We start from the raw sequence: 12,331 nt of genomic DNA, 5'->3' as shown, positions 1-12,331 counted from the left end.
TTCTACAGGATAATGGTTGGTCCGTAGAGACTCAACTTGGTCTTGACTTGGTCAAAGTGGAAGCGGTCATAGGCCCGCCAAGCGGCGCGAGTTGGAGCATCTGGATTGAGGGCGCTGAGTCCCATGAGAAGACTGGAAGTCTGGTAAAATTTTTCCAGTTCAATCAAGACTCGATTATCGACTGTCTCAGTCTTGGCTAGAAAACCAAGAATAGAGTTTAATTGCTCCTGAAAGCGGACGTCGTCAGCGGTTGCCTGTTTGCATGCTTGGTAGGCTTTGTTTAAGTCAGTAATCAAAGTCTGAGCTCTTTTGATAGGGTCTGTATCTGTCATGAGAATTCCTCCTTTAATCTGGGTGCCAGTCTTGATTCTAGCAACTGTGTTTTGATACTGTCAGTTTATCACTTTTATCTCCTTTTTCACCAAAAAATCTTTAATTGCCCTTGAAATTTCCTGAATGGTACTGTTAAGATTTTATGATAAAATAGTTGTAAGATTATCATGCTTATTTGAGGAACAAGATACCTTTCAGGAGCGTTGAAGGCCTATTTAGGATTTGATGGGCTTGTATCATAGTATTTTTGCTATTCTCTTTTTAGGAAGAAATCGAAACAAGGAGAGTAAGAAGATGAGAATATTTGTTTTAGAAGATGATTTTTCCCAACAGACTAGGATTGAAACGACAATTGAGAAACTCTTGAAGGAACATCATATCACTCCCAGCTCTTTTGAAGTTTTTGGCAAGCCAGACCAACTGCTGGCAGAGGTGCATGAGAAGGGGGCGCATCAGCTATTCTTTTTGGATATTGAGATTCGAAATGAGGAGATGAAGGGTCTAGAGGTGGCTAGAAAGATTCGGGATCGAGATCCTTATGCTCTCATCGTCTTTGTGACGACTCACTCGGAGTTTATGCCTCTATCCTTTCGCTACCAAGTGTCTGCTCTAGACTACATTGATAAGGCCTTGTCAGCAGAGGAGTTTGAATCTCGTATCGAGACAGCCCTCCTCTATGCCAATAGTCAAGATAGTAAAAGTCTGGCGGAAGATTGTTTTTACTTTAAATCAAAATTTGCTCAATTCCAGTATCCTTTTAAAGAGGTCTACTATCTCGAAACATCGCCCAGAGCCCATCGTGTTATTCTCTATACCAAGACGGACAGGCTGGAATTTACAGCGAGTTTAGAGGAGGTTTTCAAGCAGGAGCCTCGTCTCTTGCAGTGCCACCGCTCTTTTCTCATCAATCCTGCCAATGTGGTTCGTTTGGATAAGAAAGAAAAACTCCTTTTCTTTCCCAATGGTGGAAGTTGTCTAATCGCGCGTTATAAGGTCAGGGAAGTGTCTGAGACTATCAATAACTTACATTGATCTAGGAGAGTTTATGTATATTTTTGGGATGATATTGTATTCACTAGCTATTATTGGGCTAGAAATTATCATGTTCTTTAAGGTAGATGGAATTAGTCTCACTTTCGATAGAATTTTTAAGGCCTTTCTTCTAAAATTTCTTCTAGCAGCAATTGTTACAACTTTTAATTATTTAGTCTTGACTGACTATCTGTCATACTTTATAGAACCCTTGTTCGGCCTCAGCTTGTCTTTCTTATTGTTAAGAGGGCTTTCTAAAAGACTCCTTTTCTTTTATGGTCTCTTTCCAATTGTATTGATGGATATCTTTTACAGAAGTCTCTCCTATTTTGTGTTTCCGTTTTTTGGGAAAGGGATTGTAGATGGAGATGGAAATCTTGTCTTTTTGTTGATTATGCTATTCGTTTGCTTCATAGTATTAGTCTTTTTGAAATGGTTGGACTATGATTTTACTAGATTGAGAAAGGAGTTTCTCGATAAAGGTTTTCAACAGTCCCTGACTAAGATTAACTGGATAATGGGGGCTTACTTTCTAGTCATGGAAAATCTGTCTTACTTTGAATATGCATACGATATCCAATCAAAGACTGTTCGCCATCTTATCCTAGTTTTTTACCTCCTCTTTTTTATGGGGATTGTCAAGAAATTGGATACCTATTTGAAGGACAAACTCCATGAGAGATTGGACCAAGAGCAGGCCTTGCGCTACAGAGATATGGAACGCTATAGTCGGCATATAGAGGAACTTTACAAGGAAGTGCGGAGTTTTCGCCATGACTACACCAACCTCTTGACTAGTTTACGTCTGGGCATTGAAGAGGAGGACATGGAGCAGATAAAAGAGGTCTACGACTCCGTCTTAAAGGATTCTAGTGAAAAATTGCAGGACAATAAATATGACCTTGGTCGATTGGTAAATATTCGTGATAAAGCCCTCAAAAGTCTCCTAGCAGGGAAATTTCTAAAAGCCAGAGATAAGAACATAGTCTTTAATGTCGAAGTTCCAGAGGAGATTCAGGTAGAGGGGATGAGCTTACTTGACTTTCTAACCATTGTGTCTATCCTTTGTGACAATGCTATTGAAGCTAGTGTAGAGGCTAGTCAACCTCATGTTTCAATCGCCTTTTTAAAAAATGGGGCACAGGAGACCTTTATCATTGAAAACTCCATCAAAGAAGAGGGCATCGATATTTCTGAAATCTTCTCCTTTGGAGCCAGTTCTAAAGGGGAGGAGAGAGGAGTTGGTCTCTATACCGTTATGAAGATTGTGGAAAGCCATCCCAATACCAGTCTCAATACCACCTGCCAAGATCAAGTTTTTCGTCAGGTGTTAACAGTTCACTCGATGTTAGTTGATGATTAGAAGATCTGTTGAAAGAAGTACTACCTGTAGTCATCAATTAAAATGCCATAGTATATGAGGTATCCTATATGAATAAGAAATCCTTTTTTATCATCTGTTCTACGTTGATTATAGCATCAAATCTTCTCATGATTTCCGTGGTGAACAAGGGAGAAGAAACAGGGAGTAACCTGTTTGTGATTGCTATAGCCTGTGTTTTGCTACCAGCCTTTTTATATGCAGTTGAAAACAAACTGACTTCATTGGTAAGAGTAGAATCAATCCTCCTGATTCAGTTGACAGTTATATCCCTACTCCGTCTTATCAACAGAATAGGGAGTACGCCTGAAATCCTCAACATTATCATTACCCTTATCGCTTTGGCAAGTGGGACAGCTGCTATCCTTGTTGCGATTATGAGAATATATGAGAACATACGGAAGTGAGGGTGAGTAGTTCTCTATTTTGTATTTTCACATTGTCAAGTTCCCCCAGGGCAAGTATGTTTTTCATGCTTGCTTTTTTAAATTTTTTAACAATTCAAGATGTTTTGATGACCATTTATGATTTGGATGGAAAATTTTAAAAAATAGTAGTATACTAACCTTGTTAAGGTTGTAATAGGACGAAAGTAAAAAGAGGTATTCCTCGTGAATGCAAAAACAATATTACAATTGGCTATTATGGTTGCTTAAAGGCTTGAGCTTGTATGTAGAGGAGCTATACTTGGAGGTAATTATGGATTTCAAAAGTTTTCTTATTGCTTTTGTTGTTAGTATGTTTGTTTCTTTTATTACTTCTTTAATTAGGAAAAAATTTTTAAAATCTCCAAAGAAGAATAAAGATAGATCTAACTAGATAAAAAGATTTTTTATCGCTAGTTTAATCTACAGTGGAGTTTCTTTAATATTGTTTCGCCTGTTAAAATGATATGTGATAGCAGGATAAAAAATCTACAAATTAAGTTGGTATCAATACGGTGTAAAGGGCAGGTATGTTTTTCATGCTTGCTTTTTTAAATTTTTTACAATTCAAGATGTTTTGATGACCATTTATGATTTGAGTGATCCAAGGTCAAAATGAGTGCTATACTAGCAGTGTAAAGATTGTAGCTAAACTAATATAAAGCATACATTTAGGAGGAAATCTTATGAAGAAAAAAATACTTATCGTTTTCGTTCTGTATCTGATCATGTCCACCTTTCTTTATCCGCTTAGGGAGAGTATTTGGTATCATCTATTTTATACCATAGCCTATGTGATTGCAGTTATGATCTATTTTGCTATTATGAAAAAGAAAGGAGCAAAGAAATGAAAACTTTTCTTGCTAAAAAACGGAACATCTTCCTTGCGAGATTGTTCTTAGGTCAGTTGCCCTTGCTTGTCTCCACTTATCTATTTCTATCTCGTCAGTTTTTAAATTTTTCCTTGGTTTTCCAATTTCTCTTAGTGGTTATTAACTTGGCTTCTATTTTGGTCACTGTTTACCTCACTAGGGAAATGAGGATAAGAGAGTTTGAAGATGATGATTTGGTTAGTCCTAGAACCAATCAACTCATGTATATCGGCTTGACAGGTTTTATGTCTATTATTTGTTTGTATAGAGGTATCACAGCAGGAGAATTCTATCAACAATTAATTGCCTATATTGGCGCTATTCTCTGCTTGATTATCATGCTTTTACTCATTTGGGGTTTGAAGTATTATAAAAAGTAGGGAAGAACTTGCGGCTAGTCTATAGTCTGATAAGAGGAGGTCATCATGTATAAACACTTATTTTTCCTAGATTCCAAAACTTTAGACCGGTTGACGCCCTATATTCTGGTCTTGGCTTCTGACACCATTGCCTTTAATGTTTTTGTGCTAACCTTTGTATCTGCGGTGGTCTTTAATTCCCTAAATTCCATGCTAGCTTTAATGGCTATATTCTTAGGGGCTGGCTATGTGGTCGGATTTTGGTTACTCAAATGGTTTGTTTTGGAAAGACTAGATCTAAAGAATGACGTGTAGGAAGTCTGTTTGGTGAGGAGGATAGCTTTATGGCCATTTTCAATAAGTGTCATGCCTTGTTTTTGGGATTTTTAGTATTTGCAATCATTGGTACAGCGGGATATTCCGTCAATCAAGGGGATTATTTTCAACACCAGTACACATTCATTATTATAAAGAGTCTCTTGCTTTTCCTTAGTTTTGGCTATGCGAAATGGTTTGACATGATTTCTTTTGGGATGTTAAGCAGGAAACAACTCTTGCTGTTCATTGGAATTTTTCTTCTCACTGTGCTTGTAAGTATTAGCTATCATGCTTTTTTCTCAGTTGTTTCTGGTGCTTCGGATCAACACCTTGAGGAAGCTAGTAAAGGACTTTCGCTTTCTTTTATTGTTAGTGCTACAGTTTTGGCACCTATCCAGGAGGAATTCATGTTTAGAGGGCTTCTTCAAGGTGCATTTTTTGACAATTCTTGGTTAGGACTTGTGTTGACTTCCTCTCTCTTTTCTTTCATGCACGGTCCTTATGATGTGCCTTCGTTTTTCTATTATCTACTGGGGGGCTTGTTGCTGGGCTTTGCTTATAAAAAGAGCCAAAATTTGTGGGTCTCTACTCTAGTCCATATGTTTTACAACAGTTTGCCACTCTTATATTATTTATAAAAATTATGAAAAGGTAAGTAGGAGATTGTGCTTACCTTTTTCTTTCTATAATGATAACCCAAACGACCCCAGAGGCTTTTCTTTGAGAATCGGGTGTTGAGCGGTTGACGAATAGGCCAAAAACTAGTAGAATAGTAAGGAAACTTTATACGGAGGAAAGAAATGGATTTGGGTGATAATGAGCTGACACTGACTCCCATACCTGGGAAAAGTGGCAAGGCTTATATGGGTAGCTATCCTGATGGGAAGCGTATCTTTGTAAAAATGAACACCTCTCCAATCCTACCTGGTCTAGCTAGAGAACAAATTGCTCCACAATTATTATGGAGTCGCCGTTTGGCAGATGGGCGTGATATGTGTGCTCAAGAATGGTTGACTGGCAAGATATTGACCCCCTATGATATGAATCGTAAACAAATCGTCAATATTTTAACCCGCCTTCATCGCTCACGTCCGTTGATGACACAGTTGAGTCGTTTGGGATATGCCATGGAAACACCTGTAGATTTACTACAGTCTTGGCAGGAAACGGCTCCAGATGCTTTGCGTAAAAATCATTTTATCAGTGAAGTGATGGCTGATTTACGTCAGACTATTCCAGGATTTAGAGAGGACCATGCGACCATTGTCCATGGAGATGTACGACATAGTAATTGGATTGAGACAGACAGTGGCTTGATTTATTTGGTGGATTGGGATTCGGTTCGCTTGACCGATCGCATGTTTGATGTGGCCCATATGCTCTGCCATTATATTCCAGAACATCAGTGGAAGGAATGGTTGACCTACTACGGTTACAAGTACAATCAAACGGTATTAAATAAATTGTATTGGTACGGTCAATTGTCTTACTTGAGCCAGATTTCCAAGTATTATATGAACCAAGATTTAGAAAATGTCAATCGGGAGATCCATGGCCTGCGTCACTTCCGAGACAAGTATGGAAAGAGAAGATGAGAGTTAGAAATCGTAAAGGGGCGACAGAATTACTAGAGGCAAATCCCCAGTATGTGGTCCTCAATCCCTTAGAAGCAAAGGGGAAATGGCGGGACTTGTTTGGCAATGATAATCCCATTCATGTGGAAGTTGGAAGTGGAAAGGGTGCCTTTGTTTCAGGTATGGCCAAACAAAATCCTGACATCAACTATATCGGGATTGATATTCAAAAGTCTGTTTTGAGCTACGCTTTGGACAAGGTGCTTGAAGTTGGAGTGCCTAACATCAAGCTCTTGTGGGTAGATGGTTCTGACTTGACTGACTACTTTGAAGACGGTGAGATTGATCGCTTGTATCTGAATTTTTCAGATCCGTGGCCTAAAAAACGCCATGAAAAGCGTCGTTTGACCTACAAGACCTTCCTGGATACCTTTAAACGTATCTTGCCTGAAAATGGAGAAATTCATTTCAAGACGGATAACCGTGGCTTGTTTGAGTACAGCCTAGTGAGCTTTTCTCAGTATGGCATGAAGCTCAATGGTGTCTGGCTTGATTTACATGCCAGTGATTTTGAAGGCAATGTCATGACAGAATACGAGCAAAAATTCTCCAACAAGGGGCAAGTTATCTACCGAGTTGAGGCAGAATTTTAAGAAATAGCCTAAAATCAGGCTGTACAAGTGCTTTTGCTTTACATAAGTTGGCAAACGTGCTATACTAATAGCAAGAATATGAAAAGTGAGGCGGGGAAATATCTTCGCCTCTTGCTTATGAGGAGGTGGACGCAATCGCAACAATCGTAGAATTAGTCAGAGAAGTTGTAGAACCTGTCATAGAAGCACCTTTCGAACTCGTGGATATCGAGTATGGAAAGATTGGCAGTGACATGATTCTCAGTATTTTTGTAGATAAACCTGAAGGAATTACCTTGAACGACACGGCAGACTTGACAGAAATTATCAGTCCTGTCCTAGACACCATCAAGCCAGATCCCTTCCCAGAACAATATTTCCTAGAAATCACCAGTCCAGGCTTGGAACGTCCTTTAAAAACCAAGGATGCTGTTGCTGGAGCGGTTGGGAAATACATCCATGTCGGGCTCTACCAAGCCATCGATAAGCAAAAGGTCTTTGAAGGAACCTTGTTGGCCTTCGAAGAGGATGAGTTGACCATGGAATATATGGACAAGACACGTAAGAAAACTGTCCAAATTCCATACAGTTTAGTATCAAAAGCACGTTTAGCAGTTAAATTATAGAAAAGAAAGGACAGCTTTTGAGGATTCAAAAGTGAAGAAAACATGAGTAAAGAAATGCTAGAGGCCTTCCGCATTTTGGAAGAAGATAAGGGAATCAAAAAAGAAGACATCATCGACGCAGTAGTAGAGTCGCTTCGTTCCGCTTATCGCAGACGCTATGGTCAATCAGACAGCGTAGCTATTGACTTCAACGAAAAAACAGGTGACTTTACAGTTTATACTGTCCGTGAAGTGGTTGATGAAGTATTTGATAGCCGTTTGGAAATCAGCTTGAAAGACGCTCTTGCCATCAATTCAGCCTATGAGCTTGGTGATAAAATCAAGTTTGAAGAAGCACCTGCTGAGTTTGGTCGTGTAGCAGCCCAATCTGCCAAACAAACCATCATGGAAAAAATGCGCAAGCAAACACGTGCCATTACCTACAATACTTATAAAGAACATGAACAAGAAATCATGTCTGGTACGGTAGAACGCTTTGACAACCGCTTCATCTATGTCAATCTCGGCAGCATCGAAGCCCAATTGTCAAAACAAGACCAAATCCCTGGAGAAGTTTTTGCTTCTCATGATCGTATCGAAGTCTATGTCTACAAGGTTGAAGACAACCCTCGCGGAGTGAACGTCTTTGTCAGCCGTAGCCATCCAGAAATGATCAAACGTTTGATGGAACAAGAAATTCCAGAAGTTTATGATGGAACTGTTGAAATCATGAGCGTGGCTCGTGAAGCTGGTGACCGTACGAAGGTTGCCGTTCGCAGCCATAATCCAAATGTGGACGCTATCGGTACAATCGTTGGACGTGGTGGAGCTAATATCAAGAAAATCACTAGCAAATTCCACCCAGCTCGCTATGATGCTAAGAGTGACCGTATGGTGCCAATCGAAGAAAACATCGACGTTATCGAATGGGTAGCTGATCCAGCTGAATTTATCTACAATGCTATCGCTCCTGCTGAAGTTGACCAAGTTATATTTGATGAAAACGACAGCAAACGTGCCTTGGTGGTTGTACCAGATAACAAGCTTTCTCTTGCCATTGGTCGTCGTGGACAAAACGTGCGCTTGGCAGCTCACTTGACTGGTTACCGTATTGATATCAAGTCTGCTAGCGAATTTGAAGCCATGGAAGAAGCTGGTTCGGTAGATTTGGAAGCAGAAAACGATACTGTAGAAGAATAAAAGCTGCTAGAGGAGGGAAAGATGAAAACAAGAAAAATCCCTTTGCGCAAGTCTGTCGTGTCTAACGAAGTGATTGATAAGCGTGATTTGCTCCGCATTGTCAAAAACAAGGAAGGACAAGTCTTTATAGATCCGACAGGCAAGGCCAATGGCCGCGGCGCTTATATCAAGCTAGACAATGCAGAAGCCTTAGAGGCGAAAAAGAAGAAGGTCTTTAACCGCAGCTTTAGCATGGAAGTGGATGAAAGCTTTTATGAAGAGTTGATCGCTTATGTGGATCACAAAGTGAAAAGAAGAGAGTTAGGACTTGAATAAGCAAAAGATAAGCAATCTCTTGGGGCTTGCTCAGCGAGCAGGTCGGATTATATCGGGTGAAGAATTGGTGGTCAAGGCCATTCAAGATGGCAAGGCCAAGTTGGTCTTTCTAGCCCATGATGCTGGGCCCAATCTAACCAAGAAGATTCAAGATAAAAGTCATTATTATCAAGTAGAAATTGTAACCGTGTTTTCAACACTGGAATTAAGCATAGCAGTCGGAAAATCGAGAAAGGTTTTGGCTGTGACAGATGCTGGATTTACAAAGAAAATGAGGTCTCTTATGGAATAGAAGAGGAGGACATGATTTGTCTAAGAAAAGATTGTACGAAATCGCAAAAGAACTTGGAAAAGAAAGTAAAGAAGTTGTAGCGCGTGCAAAAGAGTTGGGCTTGGATGTGAAAAGCCACTCATCAAGTGTGGAAGAAGCTGTCGCTGCAAAAATCGCTGCCAGCTTTAAGCCTGCAGCTGCTCCGAAAGCAGAAGCAAAACCTGCAACACCAAAAGCAAGTGCAGAAAAGAAAGCCGAGAAATCTGAGCCAGCTAAACCAGCTGTAGCCAAGGAAGAGGCAAAACCAGCTGAGCCAGTTGCTCCTAAAACAGAAAAAGTAGCAGCTAAACCGCAAAGTCGTAATTTCAAGGCTGAGCGTGAAGCTCGTGCCAAAGAACAGGCAGAACGACGCAAGCAAAATAAGGGCAATAACCGTGACCAACAACAAAACGGCAACCGTCAGAAAAACGACGGCCGTAATGGTGGAAAACAAGGTCAAGGAAACCGCGACAATCGTCGCTTTAATGACCAAGCTAAGAAGCAGCAAGGTCAGCAAAATCGTGGGAATGAGCGCCGTCAACAAGAGGACAAACGTTTAAATCAAGCGGCTCCACGTATTGACTTTAAAGCCCGTGCAGCAGCCCTAAAAGCAGAACAAAATGCAGAGTACGCACGTTCAAGTGAGGAACGCTTCAAGCAGTATCAGGCTGCTAAAGAAGCCTTGGCTCAAGCTAACAAACGCAAGGAACCAGAGGAAATCTTTGAAGAAGTGGCTAAGTTAGCTGAACAAGCGCAACAAGAGCAGCAAGTTCAAGCAGTGGTTGAAGTTGTCCCTGAGAAAAAAGAACCTGCAGTGGATACACGTCGTAAAAAACAAGCTCGACCAGACAAAAATCGTGACGATTATGATCACGAAGAAGATGGTCCTAGAAAAAACCAAAAGAATCGAAGTAGTCAAAATCAAGTGAGAAATCAAAAGAATAGTAACTGGAATAACAACAAAAAGAATAAAAAAGGCAATAACAAGAACAACCGTAATCAGGCTCCAAAACCTGTTACAGAGCGTAAATTCCATGAATTGCCAACAGAATTTGAATATACAGATGGTATGACCGTTGCGGAAATCGCAAAACGTATCAAACGTGAACCAGCTGAAATCGTTAAGAAACTTTTCATGATGGGTGTCATGGCCACACAAAACCAATCCTTGGATGGGGAAACAATTGAACTCCTCATGGTGGATTATGGTATCGAAGCTAAACAAAAGGTTGAAGTGGATAATGCAGACATCGAACGTTTCTTTGTCGAAGATGGTTATCTTAATGAAGATGAATTGGTTGAGCGTCCACCAGTTGTAACCATCATGGGACACGTTGACCATGGTAAAACAACCCTCCTAGATACCCTTCGTAACTCTCGTGTTGCGACAGGTGAAGCGGGTGGTATCACGCAACATATCGGTGCCTACCAAATCGTAGAAAATGGCAAGAAGATTACCTTCCTTGATACACCAGGACACGCGGCCTTTACATCAATGCGTGCGCGTGGTGCTTCTGTTACCGATATTACTATCCTGGTCGTAGCGGCAGATGACGGGGTTATGCCTCAGACAATCGAAGCCATCAACCACTCAAAAGCGGCCAACGTTCCAATCATCGTAGCCATTAACAAGATTGATAAACCAGGTGCTAACCCAGAACGCGTTATCGGTGAATTGGCAGAGCATGGAGTTATGTCAACTGCTTGGGGTGGAGATTCTGAATTTGTTGAAATTTCAGCTAAATTCAACCAAAACATCGAAGAATTGTTGGAAACAGTCCTTCTTGTGGCTGAAATCCAAGAACTTAAGGCAGACCCAACAGTTCGTGCGATCGGTACAGTTATCGAAGCTCGCTTGGATAAAGGAAAAGGTGCGGTTGCAACCCTTCTTGTTCAACAAGGTACTTTGAATGTTCAAGACCCAATCGTTGTCGGAAATACCTTCGGTCGTGTCCGTGCTATGACTAATGACCTTGGTCGTCGTGTCAAGGTTGCAGGGCCATCAACACCAGTTTCTATCACAGGTTTGAATGAAGCGCCGATGGCGGGTGACCACTTTGCCGTTTACGAGGATGAAAAATCTGCGCGTGCAGCAGGTGAAGAGCGTGCCAAACGTGCCCTTATGAAACAACGTCAAGCTACCCAACGTGTCAGCCTTGAAAACCTCTTTGATACCCTTAAAGCTGGTGAACTTAAATCTGTTAACGTTATCATCAAGGCCGACGTACAAGGTTCTGTTGAAGCCCTTTCTGCCTCACTTCAAAAGATCGATGTAGAAGGTGTTAAAGTTACCATCGTCCACTCAGCGGTCGGTGCTATCAACGAATCAGACGTGACTCTTGCCGAAGCTTCAAATGCCTTTATCGTTGGTTTCAACGTACGCCCTACACCACAAGCTCGTCAACAAGCAGAAGCTGATGATGTAGAAATCCGTCTCCACAGCATTATCTACAAGGTTATCGAAGAGATGGAAGAAGCCATGAAAGGGATGCTTGATCCAGAATTCGAAGAAAAAGTTATCGGTGAAGCAGTTATTCGTGAAACCTTCAAGGTGTCTAAAGTGGGAACTATCGGTGGATTCATGGTTATCAACGGTAAGGTTACTCGTGACTCTAAAGTCCGTGTTATCCGTGACGGTGTTGTTATCTATGATGGCGAACTCGCAAGCTTGAAACACTACAAAGACGACGTCAAAGAAGTTACAAACGGTCGTGAAGGTGGATTGATGATTGATGGCTATAATGATATCAAGACTGATGATGTGATTGAGGCCTATGTCATGGAAGAAATCAAGAGATAAGATTTTTGCTCCTTTCTTAGGTGGTGAGGGACGCAAGCAAACCGATGGTTTCATTGCTTATTTTTGAGCCTAGGGTCTCAAAAATCCCCTGTGATGGGACTGATAAATCAGTTCCATCACTTTCACCACGGCGAAAGAAGCAGATGATTTCAAATTGAACTTCGTTTCAATTTGA

At 40.9% G+C, this 12,331-nt stretch carries 15 protein-coding genes; 14 read left to right on the top strand and 1 reads right to left on the bottom strand.

Features of this window, described 5'->3' with window-relative positions; translation table 11 throughout:
• Window positions 1–2: 2 nt before the first annotated feature.
• Window positions 3–332, bottom strand: a complete 330-nt coding sequence (locus MK482_RS03995; protein ID WP_265479498.1) for a helicase BlpT — start codon at window positions 330–332, stop codon at window positions 3–5.
• Between the two features lie 295 nt (window positions 333–627).
• Here MK482_RS03995 and MK482_RS03990 point away from each other — a divergent pair, with 295 nt between their 5' ends.
• The 14 genes from MK482_RS03990 (at window position 628) to infB (ending at window position 12,156) form a co-directional block, all read left to right on the top strand.
• Window positions 628–1,365, top strand: a complete 738-nt coding sequence (locus tag MK482_RS03990; RefSeq protein WP_268718046.1) for a response regulator transcription factor — start codon at window positions 628–630, stop codon at window positions 1,363–1,365.
• 13 nt (window positions 1,366–1,378) lie between these two features.
• Window positions 1,379–2,728, top strand: a complete 1,350-nt coding sequence (locus tag MK482_RS03985; RefSeq protein WP_268718045.1) for a sensor histidine kinase — start codon at window positions 1,379–1,381, stop codon at window positions 2,726–2,728.
• Between the two features lie 68 nt (window positions 2,729–2,796).
• Complete coding sequence (locus MK482_RS03980; RefSeq protein WP_268718044.1) at window positions 2,797–3,153, top strand: hypothetical protein; 357 nt, start codon at window positions 2,797–2,799, stop codon at window positions 3,151–3,153.
• Window positions 3,154–3,361: 208 nt separating this feature from the next.
• Entirely contained in the window at window positions 3,362–3,565 is a 204-nt protein-coding gene (locus tag MK482_RS08970) for a PncF family bacteriocin immunity protein (RefSeq protein WP_326845874.1), read from the top strand.
• 453 nt (window positions 3,566–4,018) lie between these two features.
• A complete protein-coding gene (locus tag MK482_RS03970; RefSeq protein WP_261014588.1) occupies window positions 4,019–4,423 on the top strand; it encodes an immunity protein in 405 nt (134 codons plus the stop codon).
• Between the two features lie 45 nt (window positions 4,424–4,468).
• On the top strand, window positions 4,469–4,717 hold the full coding sequence (blpZ, locus tag MK482_RS03965) for an immunity protein BlpZ (protein WP_000276505.1): 249 nt from the start codon (window positions 4,469–4,471) through the stop codon (window positions 4,715–4,717).
• Window positions 4,718–4,746: 29 nt separating this feature from the next.
• Complete coding sequence (locus MK482_RS03960; protein ID WP_268718043.1) at window positions 4,747–5,358, top strand: CPBP family intramembrane glutamic endopeptidase; 612 nt, start codon at window positions 4,747–4,749, stop codon at window positions 5,356–5,358.
• Window positions 5,359–5,520: 162 nt separating this feature from the next.
• Window positions 5,521–6,315 carry a cell cycle regulator CcrZ gene (ccrZ, locus tag MK482_RS03955; RefSeq protein ID WP_000362999.1) on the top strand — a complete coding sequence of 265 codons (795 nt, stop codon included), beginning with the start codon at window positions 5,521–5,523 and terminating at the stop codon, window positions 6,313–6,315.
• On the top strand, window positions 6,312–6,947 hold the full coding sequence (gene trmB / locus MK482_RS03950) for a tRNA (guanosine(46)-N7)-methyltransferase TrmB (RefSeq protein WP_001266094.1): 636 nt from the start codon (window positions 6,312–6,314) through the stop codon (window positions 6,945–6,947). The genes ccrZ and trmB overlap by 4 nt, the downstream gene beginning before the upstream one ends.
• Window positions 6,948–7,072: 125 nt before the next feature.
• Window positions 7,073–7,552: a ribosome maturation factor RimP gene (rimP, locus tag MK482_RS03945; RefSeq protein WP_001808691.1), complete on the top strand. Its 480-nt coding sequence runs from the start codon at window positions 7,073–7,075 to the stop codon at window positions 7,550–7,552.
• Window positions 7,553–7,594: 42 nt separating this feature from the next.
• Complete coding sequence (nusA, locus tag MK482_RS03940; protein ID WP_000032285.1) at window positions 7,595–8,731, top strand: transcription termination factor NusA; 1,137 nt, start codon at window positions 7,595–7,597, stop codon at window positions 8,729–8,731.
• 21 nt (window positions 8,732–8,752) lie between these two features.
• Entirely contained in the window at window positions 8,753–9,046 is a 294-nt protein-coding gene (gene rnpM, locus MK482_RS03935; RefSeq protein ID WP_125411458.1) for an RNase P modulator RnpM, read from the top strand.
• Window positions 9,039–9,338: a YlxQ-related RNA-binding protein gene (locus tag MK482_RS03930; protein WP_001041390.1), complete on the top strand. Its 300-nt coding sequence runs from the start codon at window positions 9,039–9,041 to the stop codon at window positions 9,336–9,338. Before rnpM ends, MK482_RS03930 begins: the two co-directional genes overlap by 8 nt.
• Before the next feature lie 16 nt (window positions 9,339–9,354).
• Window positions 9,355–12,156 carry a translation initiation factor IF-2 gene (infB, locus tag MK482_RS03925; protein WP_268718042.1) on the top strand — a complete coding sequence of 934 codons (2,802 nt, stop codon included), beginning with the start codon at window positions 9,355–9,357 and terminating at the stop codon, window positions 12,154–12,156.
• The last annotated feature ends 175 nt before the right edge of the window (window positions 12,157–12,331 follow it).

Source organism: Streptococcus mitis (genome assembly GCF_026782865.1).
Classification (GTDB): domain Bacteria; phylum Bacillota; class Bacilli; order Lactobacillales; family Streptococcaceae; genus Streptococcus; species Streptococcus mitis_CG.
Note: the sequence above shows the minus strand (reverse complement) of the source record. Positions and strands in the feature narration are given on the sequence as shown.